This window comes from Nocardia tenerifensis NBRC 101015, assembly GCF_000308715.1.
GTDB classification, from domain to species: Bacteria; Actinomycetota; Actinomycetes; order Mycobacteriales; family Mycobacteriaceae; genus Nocardia; species Nocardia tenerifensis.
Genome location: NZ_BAGH01000143.1, coordinates 1 through 14,990 on the forward strand (window position 1 = coordinate 1; position 14,990 = coordinate 14,990).

Here is a 14,990-nt window from a genome sequence, read left to right on the forward strand (position 1 = left end):
CGGTGCCCGCCGACAGTTCGTGCGCGCCCGGCGCCAGCGGCACGCGCCCGTCCACGGGATGGTCGTCGAGCGTTCCGCTGATCGAAACCTGTTGCGGCGCGGCCACTCGAACCACCACGTCGGTGCGGACGTCCACCACCGTGCGCTCGGTGACCACCGGCGGGGCGGGCGCACCGAGCTGCTGATCCGCGGCCAGGAAATGCCCGAGCAGCACCAGCGCGGGGATCGCCACCGCGGTCAGCTTCAGCCAGTACTGGAACGCCTGCACCAGCGTGATCGACCGCATCCCGCCGCCCGCGACATTCGCGATCACGATGGCCCCCACCCCCGCCGCGCCCACCCAGTCGGGCAGGCCGAGCAGCGTGTGCAGCGTCAATCCCGCGCCCTGGAACTGCGGAATCAGATACACCGCGCACACGAGCACCACCACGGTGGCGGCCAGCCTGCGCAATCGCACCGAGCCCAAACGGAATTCGGCGAAGTCGGGCACCGTGTAGGCGCCGGAGCGGCGCAGCGGGGCGGCGACGAAGAGCAGCAGCGCGAGGTAACCGGCGGTGAAACCTACGGGGTACCACAGCGCGTCGGCGCCGTACTTCGCGATCAAACCCGCGACGCCCAGAAAGGAAGCGGCCGAGAGGTATTCACCGGAGATGGCGGCGGCGTTCCACCCCGACCGGACACTGCGCGAGGCGACGAGGAAATCGGAGGTGGTGCGCGCCAACCGAACTCCGTACGCGCCGATCGCGACGGTGGCCAGCGCGGCCAGCAGCAACGCGAGCACGGTGAGTACCGGCACCGATCCCGCGGTCACCGGGTGTCCTCAACGCCGTTGCTTGGCGGTGCTTTCCGCGCGGCTGTCACGTCAGTCCTCGGCCAGGTCGAGGAAGTCCTGCTCGTTGTGCTCGGCCAGCCGAACGTAGAGCCGCCCGACGAGATACAGCAGCGGATACACCGCCACCCCGAGCAGCAGCCACGGCAGGCGGAGGCCGAACACGACCGTCGACCCGACCGTTCCGATGCCGAAAAGCACCGGCAGCGAGCACAATACGACCACGGTGACCAGCCCGAGCCGCAGCGCCAGGCCGAGCTGCGCGCGGATCAGCCCGCCGATCAACGCCTCGCCGATCTCGGTCTGCTCGGCCACCTCCATGCGCGTGCGCACCCGTCGCGCGCCGCGCCGCTCCGACAGCACGACGCGCTGGCGGGCGGGGCGGTGCGGCCCGGTCACTGGCCGGTCCACTGCTGCCGGGGGCCGTGCACCAGCCGTTGTTTCAGCTCACGCACCTGCCTGCGGCTGACCGGCAGCTCCACCGCGCCTGCGTTGCCCTCGGCGCGCAGGCACACCACCGTCGCGGTGCCGACCGTGCGCAGGCCGGTCACCAGCCGCAGCGCGACGAGGTAGGAGCGGTGCACGCGCAGGAATCCCGCGTCTTGCCAGCGAGATTCCAACGCAGACAACGGAATTCGCACCAGGTGCGAGCCGCCGCTGGTGTGCAGGCGCGCGTAGTCGCCGTCGGCCTCCACCCAGCTGACGCTCGACCGGGGCACCAGCGTGGTGACGCCGCCGAGCTCGACCGGGATGACCTCGCTCGGATCGGCGCGCGGCTCGTCGACCACGGGGGCCGGTGTGCTGCGGGCGGCGACGATCCGGCGGACCGCCTCGGCCAGGCGCGCCTCGCGCAGCGGCTTGAGCAGGTAGTCGACCGCGCCGAGATCGAAGGCCGCGACCGCCCGATCGTCGTGCGCGGTCACGAAGACCACGGCGGGCGGGCTGGCGAACTCCGACAGAATCCCCGCCAGCTCCATGCCGTCCAGCCCCGGCATGTTCACGTCCAGGAAGACCGCGTCGATCGCGTGCGCCCGCAGCACCCGCAGCGCGGTAGTCGCGTCGGCCGCGCCATGGATCTCACCGACCCCCGGCTGCGCGCGCAGCAGATACACCAGCTCATCCAGAGCAGGTTTCTCATCATCGACGGCCAGCACCCGCAAGGCGCCCGCCGCGTACTCGGTGGTCCGCGTCACAACCGCTTTATCGTAAACATCCGATTCGCCCGCCGGGATGCGCCCGCCCGGGTGGACCGCCGACGCCCCGCGCGTCTGCGCCCTCACGCCTGAATCGCCGCGTGAAATGGGGCGTGTGGAGTGCGTTCTCGGCCTCCATGCCCGGTGTGTGGGCCGCAGACGCCCGGCCCGTCGACGCCGGGCGCGTTTGCGGCCTGATGCCTAGATGCCCGCCCGGAATTGGCGCGTGGAGCGTGCCTTTGGCGCCGGCGCTCTGTGGTGTGGTCCGCCGTCGCCCCGCGCATCTGCCGCCTCGATATCCGCGGCCCCCGCGCCCGGTGGTGTGGCTCGCCGACGCACGGCGCGGCTGTGCCATCATGCCTGAATCCCCGCGCGAAATGGGCCGCGTGGAGTGGGTTCTCGGCCTGCGCGCCTGGTGTGTGGGCCGTCGACGCCCGGCGCGTCTGCGGCCTGATACCTAGATGACCGCCCGCAAATTGGCGTGCGGGGCGAGACCTTGGTGCCCGCGCTCGGGGGTGTGGTCCGCCGATGCCTCGAGCGTCTGTCGCTCACGCTTGGATGCCCGCGCGGAACTTGGGCACTCGGAGCGAGACCTTGGTGCCCGCGCCGGGCGCGGTTTCGACGATGAGGCCGTAGTCGTTGCCGAAGGCCGCGCGCAGGCGGTCGTCGACGTTGGCGAGGCCGACGTGCGCCGCCTCGCCCGAACCCGCGGGGCCGCTGCCGGTTTCGATGGCGTCGAGGGCGCCGGAGCGCAACAGCTCCGGGTCCATGCCGACGCCGTCGTCCTCGACGCTGATCAGGCAGTCGGTGCCCGCGTCGGCGGCGGTGATGCTCACCGTGCCGCCGCGGGTGGCGCCCGCGAGGCCGTGCCGGACCGCGTTCTCCACGAGCGGTTGCAGCGCGAGGAACGGCAGGACCACGCCGAGCACCTCCGGCGCGATCTGCAGGCGCACGTCGAGGGCGTCGCCGAAGCGGGCGCGCTCGAGCGCGAGGTAGCGCTCGATATTGCGCAATTCGTCGGCCAGCACGGTGAATTCGCCCGCGGCGCGGAACGAGTAGCGGGTGAAGTCGGCGAACTCGAGGATCAGCTCGCGCGCCCGGTCCGGGTCGGTGCGCACGAACGAGGCGATGGTGTTGAGCGCGTTGTAGATGAAGTGCGGGCTGATCTGCGCCCGCAACGCGCGCACCTCGGCCCGGTCGAGCCGGGCCCGCGAGGCGTCCAGCTCGGCCAATTCCAGCTGCCCGCAGGCGTATCGGGCCACCTCGGCCACCGCGCCGAGCCAGCCGGGGCCGGGCTGGCCGGTGGTGACCACGCCGATCGCGCCCGCGACGCCGGTGCTGTCGATCAGCAGCGGCTGAGCGATCAGCGTGCGACCCGCGTGCTCGCCGCTGCCCAGCCCGGCGACCAGCACCGGTCGCTCGCCCGCGACGGCCCGCTTGGCTGCCTCGGTGAAATGCTCCGCGAGTTCGGCGTGCGGCCCGTCCCAGGCGAGCAGCGTGCCGTCCGGGTCGGTGACGCCGAGCGCCTCGGCCCCGGTGAGCACCCGCAGGTGCGGCGCGGACTCCTGCGCCGACTGCGCGGTGAGCCCGCGCCGCAAGGGAATCGCGGCCAGCGAGGCGGTGTGCAGCGCCGAGTGCACCGCGCGCTCGGCCGGCGTCGTCACCACCCGGCGGGTCCGCGGCCAGATCACCAGGGCCCCGGCGATCAGCGTCGCCGAGACGACGAGCGCGACGACGGTGGTCGTCATCGCGGAAACCGGTGTGGCGAGTTCATCCGCCGATTATCGCGTCCGCGATGGTGGCGGCGGTCTATCCCTGGTAGCGGTCGACCCAGAACTCCACCGAGCCCGGCTCGGGAATGTGCGCGGCCCCGACCGTCATCGTGGCGGTGAACCGGCCGATGCCCGGGTGGAACAGGGCCGAATAGCCGCTGTTGCCCCAGTATCCCGGTCCATGCGCGACCACCGTGAAGGCGCCGGTCTCGCCGGTTTCGACATTGCGCCAGTTCAGCGTCAACGGCAGGGTGCAGTTACCGACGCCGACCATGGTGGTCGCCACGCTGAACGCCGCGTGCTCGGGGTAGGCGTTGCTGGTGACGGCCGAGCTGACCTGCGCGGCGCAGAGCCCCTCGGTGAGCGAGTAGAAACTGTCGAACTGGTCGACGATCTGGGCCGCGGCGGGCGCGGCGGTGGCGACCATGGCCGCCGCGGCGACGGCGGGCAGGGCGGGAATCGCGAACAGTGCTTTGAGCATCGGTACCTCGGACGGGTCTGGAAACACTCTTCTCTGTCCACAGGACTATGCCCTCTCCACAGGCTGGTGTTTTCCGTTTCGCTGCCCTCGATTCCCGGGGCACCGCCGCTTACAGTCGACCCATGACAGCCGGTTACTCCGGAACACCACTGGCCAAGAAACTCGGCATCAAGCCGGGGCATCGGATCGCGCTGCGGCACAGCCCACCCGGCTGGCGGGTCCCCGATCTCCCCGCCGACGTCGAGTTCGTCGACGAGTCCCCCGACGTGCTGCTCGTCTTCTATCGCACGCACGCCGAGCTGGCCGACGAGGCGCCGGACCTGGCGGCGCGACTGCCGCGGGGGAGCATGCTGTGGATTGCGTGGCCGCGCAAGGCGGGTGGGCACGTCAGCGACATCGCCGAGAACGACCTGCGGGCAATGCTGCTGCCGGTCGGTGTCGTCGACGTGAAAGTGGCCGCGTTCGACAATGATTGGTCCGGTTTGAAATTCGTCTGGCGGCAGCGGAACTGACCGATGGCCGCCGTCGTCGGAGCGGGCGGGCCAGGGTAGGGTCGACCGGTCCGCGCCGCACGTCATGCGCGGAAATCAGACAGATCGCGGGCGGCTCGCGTGACGCGCCGGTGATCTTCGACACCGACACGCCGGGCCCTCCTGGGACGTCTCGGCACCCGCCGCGCGCCTCGGAAAAAATGTCACACCGACGTGCCTAGAATCGCTAGGCCAACCCCCGTCGAGACCTTGGGAGGAAGGACCGTCTTGGCCGCCTCGTCCGGATCGTTCGTTCACCTGCACAACCACACCGAGTACTCGATGCTCGATGGTGCGGCCAAAATATCGCCCCTGTTCGCGGAGGCGAAACGGCTGGGGATGGACGCGGTGGGGATGACCGACCACGGCAACATGTACGGCGCCTCCGAGTTCTACAACTCCGCGAAGAAGGCCGGCATCAAGCCGATCATCGGCATCGAGGCCTACATCGCCCCCGGCTCCCGGTTCGACACCAAGCGCGTCCAGTGGGGTGACCCGAGCCAGAAGGGCGACGACGTCTCCGGCTCCGGCGCCTACACGCACATGACCATGGTCGCCGAGAACGCGACCGGCCTGCGCAACCTGTTCAAGCTGTCGTCGCTGGCGTCGCTGGAGGGCCAGCTCGGCAAGTGGGCGCGCATGGACGAGGAGATCATCGCGCAGTACGCCGAGGGCATCATCGCGACCACCGGCTGCCCGTCGGGTGAGGTGCAGACGCGACTGCGCCTCGGCCACGACCGCGAGGCGCTGGAGGCGGCGGCCAAGTGGCAGGAGATCTTCGGCAAGGAGAACTTCTTCCTCGAGATCATGGACCACGGGCTGTCCATCGAACGCCGGGTCCGCGAGGGCCTGCTCGAGATCGGCAAGAAACTCGGCATCCCGCCGCTGGCGACCAACGACTGCCACTACGTCACCAAGGACCAGTCGACCAATCACGAAGCGCTGCTGTGCATTCAGACCGGCAAGACGCTCAGCGACCCGACCAGGTTCAAGTTCGACGGCGACGGCTACTACCTCAAGTCCGCCGAGGAGATGCGCGAGCTGTGGGACGCCGAGGTGCCCGGCGCCTGCGACAACACCGTGGCCATCGGCGAGCGCGTGCAGTCCTACGACGACGTCTGGGCCTTCAAGGACCGCATGCCGGTCTTCCCGGTGCCCCAGGGCGAGGACCAGAATTCGTTCCTGCGCAAGGAGGTCGACCGCGGCCTCGCCCGCCGCTTCCCCGACGGCGTGCCCGAGGAGTACTACAGCCGCGCCTACTTCGAGCTCGACGTCATCAAGCAGAAGGGCTTCCCCGCCTACTTCCTCGTCGTCGGCGACCTCGTCTCGCACGCGAAGGAGGTCGGCATCCGCGTCGGTCCCGGCCGTGGTTCGGCGGCCGGTTCGCTGGTCGCCTACGCGCTCGGCATCACCAATATCGACCCGATCCCGCACGGCCTGCTGTTCGAGCGGTTCCTGAACCCCGAGCGCCCGTCCGCGCCCGATATCGATATCGACTTCGATGATCGCCGCCGCGGCGAGATGGTTCGCTACGCCACCGAGAAGTGGGGCAGCGACCGGGTGGCCCAGGTGATCACCTTCGGCACCATCAAGACCAAGGCCGCGATCAAGGACTCCGCGCGAGTCCTGTTCGGCCAGCCCGGTTTCGCCATCGCCGACCAGATCTCCAAGGCGCTGCCGCCGCCGATCATGGCCAAGGACATCTCGGTGGCCGGCATCACCGACCCCGACCACGAGCGGTACAAGGAGGCCGCCGAGGTCCGCGAGCTCATCAGCAGCAACCCCGACGTCGCGAAGATCTACGAGACCGCCCGCGGGCTCGAGGGCCTGATCCGCAACGCGGGCGTGCACGCCTGCGCGGTGATCATGTCCTCCGAGCCGCTGACCGACACCATCCCGATCTGGAAGCGCGCCCAGGACGGCGCCATCATCACCGGCTGGGACTACCCGTCGTGCGAGGCCATCGGCCTGCTGAAGATGGACTTCCTCGGCCTGCGCAACCTCACCGTCATCGGTGACGCGATGGAGAACATCAAGGCCAATCGCGGCATCGACCTCGACCTGGACAACCTGCCGCTGGACGATCCGGCCACCTACGAATTGCTCTCGCGCGGTGACACTCTCGGCGTGTTCCAGCTCGACGGCGGCCCCATGCGCGACCTGCTGCGCCGCATGCAGCCGACCGGCTTCAACGACATCGTCGCGGTGCTCGCGCTGTACCGGCCCGGCCCGATGGGCATGAACGCGCACAACGACTACGCCGACCGCAAGAACGGGCGGCAGGAGATCAAACCGATCCATCCGGAGCTCGAGGAGCCGCTCAAGGACATCCTCGCCGAGACCTACGGTCTGATCGTCTACCAAGAGCAGATCATGTTCATCGCGCAGAAGGTCGCCAGCTACACCATGGGCAAGGCCGACGCGCTGCGCAAGGCCATGGGTAAGAAGAAGCTCGAGGTGCTCGAGGCCGAGTACAAGGGCTTCCACGAGGGCATGACCGCGAACGGGTTCTCCGAGGGCGCGGTGAAAGCTCTGTGGGACACCATCCTTCCGTTCGCCGGGTACGCGTTCAACAAGTCGCACGCCGCGGGCTACGGGCTCGTCTCGTTCTGGACCGCCTACCTCAAGGCCAACTATCCGGGCGAGTACATGGCCGGGCTGCTCACCTCCGTCGGCGACGACAAGGACAAGGCCGCGGTCTACCTGTCCGACTGCCGCCGCCTCGGCATCACCGTGCTCCCGCCGGACGTCAACGAATCCGAGCTGAACTTCGCCTCGGTCGGCAAGGACATCCGGTTCGGGCTCGGCGCGGTGCGCAATGTCGGCGCGAACGTGGTGTCCTCGATCATCGCGGCGCGCAAGGAGAAGTCGAAGTTCACCGACTTCTCCGACTATCTGAACAAGATCGACGCGATCGCCTGCACCAAGAAGGTCACCGAATCCCTCATCAAGGCGGGCGGATTCGACTCGCTCGGGCATCCGCGCAAGGGCCTGCTGCTGGTGCACTTCGACGCCATCGACGCGGTCATGTCCACCAAGAAGGCCGAGGCGATCGGGCAGTTCGACCTGTTCGGCGGGGTGGACGCCGACGAGTCGGTGTCCTCGGTGTTCAACGTGAAGGTGCCCGACGAGGAGTGGGAGGCCAAGCACAAGCTGGCGCTCGAGCGAGAGATGCTCGGCCTGTACGTGTCCGGGCATCCGCTCAACGGCGTCGAGCATGTCCTTGCCGCGCAGGCCGATACGCAGATCCCGGCGATCCTCGAGGGCGATATCAAGGACGGCACCCAGGTGACCGTCGGCGGCATCCTCGCCTCGGTGAACCGGCGGATCAACAAGAACGGCCTGGCGTGGGCCTCGGCGCAGCTCGAAGACCTGGCCGGTGGCATCGAGGTCCTGTTCTTCCCGCAGGCGTACTCGGTGTACGGAATGGACGTGGTCGAGGACGCGGTGGTGCTGGTGAAGGCGCGCGTCTCGGTCCGCGACGACCGAATCTCGTTGATAGCCAACGACCTAGCCGTCCCCGACCTGTCCTCCATCGGCGTAGCCAAACCACTCTCGGTGGTCATGTCCACCCGAATGTGCACCCCCGACAAGATCGGCGAACTCAAGCGAATCCTGTCCCGCCACCCCGGCACAGCCGATGTGCACGTCCGCCACGTCGGCGCCCGCGAAAAGACGACCCTGCTCAAACTAGACGACAGCCTCCGAGTAACCCCCTCCTCCGCCCTGATGGGCGACCTCAAGGCCCTACTCGGACCAGGCTGCTTAGCAGTCTGACACGCCGGACCCGCACCCTCCCCCAGGACCCGCACCCGCCGTTGGTCCCCAGAACGGTCGCCGCTCTCGAGAGCTGAAAGTCCGCACCGTCTCTCGGGATCTGCACTCGCTTTTGGTCCCTAGAGGGGGTGCGGCTCCTGAGAGACAGTGCGGCTGTTGGTTCGGGTGCGGGGCGCGGGGCGCGGGCCGTCGGGTGTGCGGCGGCTGGGTGCGCGGCCGCCGGGGGCGTGGTGCCGAAATCCGCACTGTCTCTCGGGAGCTGCACTCGCTATTGGTCCCTAGAAGGGGTGCGGCTCCTGAGAGAGGGTGCGGGTGTTGGTTATGGGGCGTGGATGAGTTCGGGTTTCTTGGTGGGGGAGGTGGGGGTGGCTCGGTGGAGTAGTTGTTCGCAGGTGACGGTGCTCAGGGCGGCTAGGCCGATGGTGGCGCCGATCCAGGCGACCGAGGCGTAGCCGAGGCCGGCGCCGATGGCTAGGCCGCCGAGCCAGGGGCCGACGGTGATGCCGATGTTGAAGGAGGAGACGTTGAATGCGGGGGCGAGGGTGGGGCTCTCGGGGGCCAGGTTGAAGACCCGGCTGTTGAGGGTGGGGTTGGTGCCGAAACCGAAGGCGCCCAACAGGAATGTGAGCGCGACGACAGGAACGGGGTACTCGGCGGTGAGCGCGAGCAGGACCGAGGTGACGATCAGGCCGGTGATGCCGACGTAGAGCGTGCGGATCGGGTGGGCGTCGGCGGTGCGGCCCCCGACCACGATGCCGAGAAAACTGCCGACGCCGTACACCACCAGCACGATCGGGATCCACCCGTCGGCCAGGTCGGTCGTCGTGGACAGCAGCGCGCCGAGGTAGGCGAAGCTGACCAGCAGCGCGGCCGTGGCGAGAGCGGTGGTGCTGTAGCTGAGCCACAGACGCGGATTGACCATGCCGCGCAGTTCTTTTCGCAGATCCGGCTGGGTCGCCGAGCGGCCGGCGGGGATCTTGGCGAGCACGCCGAGCATGGCGAGCGCGGACATGATCGCCACCGTCCAGAACGCCGCGCGCCAGCCGAGGTGCTGGCCGATCACGGTGCCCGCGGGCAGCCCGACGACGGTGGCGACGGTGAGACCGCCCGCGACGATGCTCATCGCCTTGCCGCGCGCGTTCGCGGGAACCAGGCCGATCGCGGTGGTCGCGGCCACCGACCAGAACCCGGCGTACACGAACGCGCCGACCACCCTCGTCCCGAACAGCACCCAGTAATCCGAGGTCAGCGCCCCGACGACGTGGGCGGCGACGAACACTGCGAGGAAGGCCAGCAGCGCGCTGCGCCGGGGGAGCCGCAGCGTGGCCACGGCGAGCACCGGCGCGCCGACCAGCATGCCGAGCGCGAAGGCCGAGATCAGCAGGCCCGCTTGCGGAATGGTGACGCCGAGGTCGGTGGACAGCTCAGTGAGCAACCCGGAGAGCATCAACTCCGAGGTGCCCTGGGCGAAGATGGACAAGCCCAGGATGTAGACCGCGAACGGCATGGGTACCTCCCTTTTTGGATCATTCAGTTCAAAACTGGGACATGAGAAGACTCGCGAGAGCCTTGGTGATTCGGTCAGAGGGCTTGCAGGGCGGTCTCGGCGATCGCCTCCAGGGCATCGCGCCCGACGCCGCCCCGGGCCGCCACTCGCATGCCCGCGATGGTGGCGTTGATGAAGTGCGCCAGCTCGCGGGCATTCCTATTGTGGGCGATCTCGCCTGCGCGCCTTCCGCTTTCGAGCACGTCGGTCAGCGCGGCGAGGCGCAGTTCCTGATCCTTACGCAGCGCCGCGGCCACCTCCGGGTCGCGCGGAGCGAGCTCGATCATCGAGTTGACGACCAGGCAGCCGAGCGGATCGTCCTCCGGGGCGTGCGCGACCTGCCGCAGCAGCGTTCGCATCTTCGTCTTCACCGATTCCTCGCCGTCGAGGACCTCGAAGGTGGCGGCGTTCTTCGTCGTCATGTACCGCCGCAACGCTCGCTGGAACAGGTCGTGCTTGCTGGTGAAGGTGTTGTAGATGCTGCTGCGGCCGAGTCCGGTCGCGACGCACAGGTCCTGGGTGGAGGTCGCCTCGTAGCCCGCGATCCAGAACGCGCGCATCGCGGCGTCCACCGCCCGCTCCTCGTCGAACTGCCTCGGTCGTGCCATGCGGACGACGCTAGCACAGTTTTGAACCGATCGTTTCAAAAAAGTGTCGCATCACAATGTGATGCTTGATAGCGCATCAGCATCGATGTAATGTGTGATGCATGGCCAGGCGAACCACCTTGACCCTCACTGAGCGGGAGGAACGTACGTTGGCGACGCTCAGTGACCGAAAAGGAGCGGAGTGGACGCTGTTCGAATCCATTGCCGCTCATCTCGGCTATGCCGTTACTCCCGAAGCTTCCGAGGCGACCGTCATTCGAGTGCTGATGGCGATCGGCGCACAGGTGCTGATCGATGAGGCGCTGGAGCAGGGCTACGCCGAGCTCGCCAAGATTTGGCCTGAAATTTCCGACGAGGAGGAGTCTCGAGAGTTCAGCCGTCGGCGTGCGGCCAGGCTCGCGAAGGGCGGTGATGCCGAATGACGAACTCCGCTCCGGTCCGCGGGCAGATATACCGCGTCGACGTAGGTTGCGGTCCGAAGCCGTGGCTGATCGTCTCGAACAATCGGCGTAACCGCCTGTGGCCCGACGTGCTGGCAGCCCGGATCACGACCACGACCAAACATGCGCTGTTGCCGACCTGGGTGGAGCTTTCCCCGGCCGACCCCTTGGTCGGCAATATCGTCACCGACGATCTCGAACAAATAGAGCGTGCCGATCTCGGCCCCCTGCTCGGCACGATCAGTCCCGGCACCGTGATGGCAGTGAACTCCGCATTGAAGCTTGCCCTCGCCATGCCGTAATCCGCAGCTGTTGAACGACTTTGGGCGGTGCGGCTATGGGGAGACGGCGACGCCGAGGGATTGGGCGGCTAGGAAGCGGGGGGCGTCTTCGCCGTAGAAGATGTCGATTTCTTGGATTTCGAAGCCTGCGGTGGTGAGTAGGGTGCGGATGTCGCGGTTCAGGTGGCAGCCGCCGAAGAGTGTTTTCTGCAAGGGGTTCAGGCGGTTCTGCCAGGTCTGGACCTTGTCGTCGGGGGCGAGGCCGTGTTCGACGAAGTGCAGGGTGCCGCCGGGGGTGAGCACCCGGCGGACCTCGGCGAGGGCGGTCGCGACGTCGGGGATGGTGCACAGCGTCCATGTGGACACCGCGGAGTCGAAAGTGTTGTCCGCGAACGGAAGCGACTGCCCGTCCAACCCCGCCCGCTCGATCGGCACCCTGGACTCGGCCACCCGCCCGCTCGCCAACCTCCACCCGAGATCGGCCGGCTCCACCGCACTGACCGACTCCACCGCCCCCGGATAGAAAGGAACATTGAGCCCCGACCCGAACCCGACCTCGACTACGCGACCCTTAAGCCCCGCACACACCCGCTCCCGCAACGGATCATTGAACCGCATCCCGCATGCGGCATTCACAATCCGCGGCACAACCCGCTCACCATAAAAACCCACCCACCCACTCTCGCAGTCCAACCTCCTCCGCGCCACACCTCCCGATCGCGGTCGCACAGACAAGGATGATCCCGCCATGCACGCCCCCGACGAACCGGCAACATCCATCGCCGCCCCGCCTACCACCTCGCCGCCACCGGGCCCGAATCAGCGCCCCTGAGGCGCAAGTCGGGGCAGACCTCCATGGTCACGAGGGACTTTCGTGGTGACTGATCGGGCTGAGACGGCCGTTTACCTGCGGAAGCCGAGAGTAATGCCGTGTGCCGCAGGACGGCGCGGCGACCGCCATCGTCAGCGCGCACGACCCGGCACCACGCCGGCGACTTCGTCATCCGGCGCGCTGGCGTGCACGTCGGTGAGTCCTGCACCTTCGCGTATGGCTTCGTGGTGGTCGATCGGGCGCAGACCCAGTAGTACAACCGCAGTAGGCGAGAGCAAGACCCGTGTGCGGCACCAACGGCACGGCGACCGCCGGCACCTCGAGCGCACCGCCCACATCGGGGGGTGCATCGTCAACACCGCCGACTTCATTGCCGGCATGGGGACTTCATTGCTGGTGCCGCCGACTACATCGCCGGCGTCGCCGAGGCCGGGGCATGATCGCCCGGCGCTGGCGTGCGAGTCGAAGCTGTCCTGCACGGTAACGGGCTTCGCGGTGGCGGATCGGGCTGAGACCCAGTCGTGCACTGCGCACGGCGGGAGTGCAAGTGCGCGGGCTCGTGGGCTCGGTCTCGGCGGCGAAAGCCTGAGGGCGCGAACGCCTTTGGTGCCTACTTCGGCTAGGTGGCGCGGCGTAGTTCTACGCAGCATTCGCCGGGGTGAGGGGCGAGGACGGCTGAGACTGTGGTTGCTTGGAGGCCGGTTAGCAGGCCGGAGAGGTAGGCGTGGTTCAGGGCGCAGACGAGGTCAGGGGCCTGGGCGGCTAGGGGGTGGAAGGGGCAGTTGCGGAGGCGGACGCAGCCGGGGGCGGTGCGGGTTGGTTCGAAGCCCTGCTCGCCGAGGACTGAGGACAGGAGGGTCAGGGCGCGTTCGGCGCCGAGTCTGCCTGGGCGCAGGTGGTCGCGGGTGGCCTCGCCGAGGGCGGTTCCGCGGTCGGTGGCTACGCGCGCGGCGGTGTCGCGGGCGGTCTCGCCCTTGGTCGCTCCGAGGATGGCGCCCATGAGGATCTCGGCCAAGACCTCGTGGCGGCGCTCGGGAATGCTGACATTGACCTCGATCTCGGTGGGCTCGTACACCTTCGGCGCGCGCCCCACCCGGCGGACACCGCCGACCTGCTCGTAGCGGGCCTGCAGCAAGCCCGCGTCGATCAACTTGTCGAGATGGAACGCGGCGAGTTTGCGGGAGATGCCGACGTGTTCGGCGGCCTCGTCGCGCGTGACCGGCCGTCCGGCGACCCGGATGAACCGGTACATCCCCCGGCGTAGCTCGTCGTCCAGGGCGGCCACGGCGCCGATCGCGGAATCACTGGTCACCCGTCCACGATAACGCCTAACAGTGTTGGTGAAGATTGCTCGGCAAGTCCCCGGCGTGGTGGCGTTGACCACTCTCCGAATTTCGCCAATAATTATTGGCACAATTCGAACGCACGCATGGAGGTTGTGGTGACCGGCGACATGCAGCAAGCCAAACAGCCCGTCAGCGCCCTGCTGGCCGGACCGTATGGCCATCCGTTCCATCCGATCCTGGTCACGGTGCCGATCGGGGCATGGGTGGGGAGCCTGGTGTTCGACATCGGCTCGCACATCGTGGACGACCCCGACTTCCTGGCGCGCGGAGCGGTCTGGCTGCTGGCTATCGGTGTCCTCGGCGCGCTCGCGGCCGCCACGATCGGCTTCCTGGATTTCCTCGCGATCCCGCGCGGCACCCCGGCGTTCCGCACCGGCCTGATCCACATGAGCCTGAACCTGGCTGTCACCGTCGCTTACGCGCTCAACTTCTGGTGGCGCAACTCCGGTGACGGCCCGCACGGCGCGGTGCCCGCCGGCCCGCTGGTGCTGTCGATCCTGAGCCTGGCCGCGCTCGGCGGATCCGGTTACCTCGGCGGCAAACTCGCCTACCACTACGGCGTTCGAGTCGCCGACGAGGCGACCCAGCTCAGCGGCTATCGCCACTGAACCCACTCACCCTTCAGGAGACAGACATCATGAGCGTCGCGGCGTTGATCCTCTGGCTGCTCACCGCGGGCGGCGGCTTCTTCATGCTGGGCACCTGGATCGCGAAAGGCGGTACGCGCCAACCCAACTCCAGCCACCTGCCCGCACCGGTGATCTTCGGCCACTTCCTGCTGGCCGCCGCCGGACTGGTCGTCTGGATCGTCTACCTCGCGGTCGACAACGACGCACTCGCCTGGGTGGCCTTCGTGCTACTGCTCCCGGTCGCCCTGCTCGGCTTCGCGATGCTGCTGCGCTGGCTCCCGGTCTACCGGGCGCGCACCGCGACGGAGTCGCCCGAGCCGCCCGAACGCCACTTCCCCGTAGCGATCGTCGTCGGCCACGGCGCACTCGCCGTCGCCACGGTAATCCTGGTACTGCTGACCGCCCTCGGCGTCGGAGACTGAACCGCGACACCGCCGGCGCTCCCTGCGCGGGCAATTTCAGCAAACCCAGTCGTCGAATGTCAGTGCGCCCCTTGAGCCGTGCTCGATCGCGGCATGGGGCGGGCTGGCGACAACTTTGCGCGGGTGCCGCGTCCGGCTGGCGACAACTTTGCGCGGGTGCCCCGTCCACGCGGCGACATGTCTGCGCCGGTGCCGCGTCCGCCCGCCGACAACTTTGCGCCGGCGCCGCCCTCGCGCGGCGACAAGTTCGCGCCGGTGCGCCCCTGCCCGGCGACAAGTTCGCGCGGTGCCGCCCGCCGCCGAC

General features: G+C 68.5%; 15 protein-coding genes and 1 pseudogene. 7 read left to right on the plus strand and 9 right to left on the minus strand.

The annotated features are described in order from the left end of the window. The 5 genes from ON39_RS11500 to ON39_RS11520 all read right to left on the minus strand — a co-directional run. A partial coding sequence (locus tag ON39_RS11500) for a sodium:solute symporter family transporter (RefSeq protein WP_040733527.1) occupies positions 1-811 on the minus strand: 811 nt, incomplete at its 3' end. A 51-nt stretch (positions 812-862) separates the two neighbouring features. Further along, the gene (locus ON39_RS11505; protein WP_040733529.1) at positions 863-1,228 is read right to left on the minus strand and encodes a hypothetical protein; all 366 of its coding nucleotides are present in this window, start codon (positions 1,226-1,228) and stop codon (positions 863-865) included. Then, positions 1,225-2,022 (minus strand): LytR/AlgR family response regulator transcription factor, encoded by a 798-nt coding sequence (locus ON39_RS11510; protein ID WP_040733533.1) that lies wholly within the window; start codon positions 2,020-2,022, stop codon positions 1,225-1,227. Before ON39_RS11510 ends, ON39_RS11505 begins: the two co-directional genes overlap by 4 nt. Positions 2,023-2,570: 548 nt before the next feature. Beyond that, positions 2,571-3,770 (minus strand): sensor histidine kinase, encoded by a 1,200-nt coding sequence (locus ON39_RS11515; protein WP_040733535.1) that lies wholly within the window; start codon positions 3,768-3,770, stop codon positions 2,571-2,573. A gap of 61 nt (positions 3,771-3,831) precedes the next feature. Then, positions 3,832-4,275: a hypothetical protein gene (locus tag ON39_RS11520; protein ID WP_040733536.1), complete on the minus strand. Its 444-nt coding sequence runs from the start codon at positions 4,273-4,275 to the stop codon at positions 3,832-3,834. Positions 4,276-4,397: 122 nt separating this feature from the next. On the opposite strand from ON39_RS11520, the gene ON39_RS11525 reads away from it, so the two are divergent. Both ON39_RS11525 and dnaE read left to right on the plus strand, forming a co-directional pair. After that, entirely contained in the window at positions 4,398-4,787 is a 390-nt protein-coding gene (locus ON39_RS11525) for a DUF3052 family protein (protein ID WP_040733538.1), read from the plus strand. A gap of 246 nt (positions 4,788-5,033) precedes the next feature. After that, positions 5,034-8,582, plus strand: a complete 3,549-nt coding sequence (dnaE, locus tag ON39_RS11530; protein WP_040733539.1) for a DNA polymerase III subunit alpha — start codon at positions 5,034-5,036, stop codon at positions 8,580-8,582. 319 nt (positions 8,583-8,901) lie between these two features. Here the strand turns inward: dnaE and ON39_RS11535 are convergent, their stop codons facing one another. Both ON39_RS11535 and ON39_RS11540 read right to left on the minus strand, forming a co-directional pair. Continuing rightward, positions 8,902-10,089, minus strand: a complete 1,188-nt coding sequence (locus ON39_RS11535; RefSeq protein WP_040733540.1) for a Cmx/CmrA family chloramphenicol efflux MFS transporter — start codon at positions 10,087-10,089, stop codon at positions 8,902-8,904. Positions 10,090-10,163: 74 nt separating this feature from the next. After that, a complete protein-coding gene (locus ON39_RS11540) occupies positions 10,164-10,736 on the minus strand; it encodes a TetR/AcrR family transcriptional regulator (RefSeq protein WP_040733541.1) in 573 nt (190 codons plus the stop codon). Positions 10,737-10,837: 101 nt separating this feature from the next. Here ON39_RS11540 and ON39_RS11545 point away from each other — a divergent pair, with 101 nt between their 5' ends. Then, positions 10,838-11,158, plus strand: coding sequence for a hypothetical protein (locus ON39_RS11545; RefSeq protein ID WP_040733542.1), 321 nt, complete (start codon positions 10,838-10,840; stop codon positions 11,156-11,158). Continuing rightward, positions 11,155-11,478, plus strand: coding sequence for a type II toxin-antitoxin system PemK/MazF family toxin (locus ON39_RS11550; protein ID WP_040733544.1), 324 nt, complete (start codon positions 11,155-11,157; stop codon positions 11,476-11,478). Before ON39_RS11545 ends, ON39_RS11550 begins: the two co-directional genes overlap by 4 nt. A 33-nt stretch (positions 11,479-11,511) precedes the next feature. Here ON39_RS11550 and ON39_RS11555 read toward each other — a convergent pair whose 3' ends face one another. After that, entirely contained in the window at positions 11,512-12,129 is a 618-nt protein-coding gene (locus ON39_RS11555; RefSeq protein ID WP_040733550.1) for a class I SAM-dependent methyltransferase, read from the minus strand. 779 nt (positions 12,130-12,908) lie between these two features. After that, positions 12,909-13,601 carry a helix-turn-helix transcriptional regulator gene (locus ON39_RS11560; RefSeq protein WP_040733547.1) on the minus strand — a complete coding sequence of 231 codons (693 nt, stop codon included), beginning with the start codon at positions 13,599-13,601 and terminating at the stop codon, positions 12,909-12,911. 129 nt (positions 13,602-13,730) lie between these two features. Between ON39_RS11560 and ON39_RS11565 the strand changes: the two genes are divergently transcribed. The 3 genes and pseudogenes from ON39_RS11565 to ON39_RS50040 form a co-directional block, all read left to right on the plus strand. Further along, positions 13,731-14,243 (plus strand): DUF2231 domain-containing protein, encoded by a 513-nt coding sequence (locus ON39_RS11565; protein WP_246002996.1) that lies wholly within the window; start codon positions 13,731-13,733, stop codon positions 14,241-14,243. 29 nt (positions 14,244-14,272) lie between these two features. After that, complete coding sequence (locus ON39_RS11570; protein ID WP_040733549.1) at positions 14,273-14,686, plus strand: hypothetical protein; 414 nt, start codon at positions 14,273-14,275, stop codon at positions 14,684-14,686. Positions 14,687-14,764: 78 nt separating this feature from the next. After that, positions 14,765-14,990, plus strand: a pseudogene (locus tag ON39_RS50040) (hypothetical protein); the annotation flags it as partial.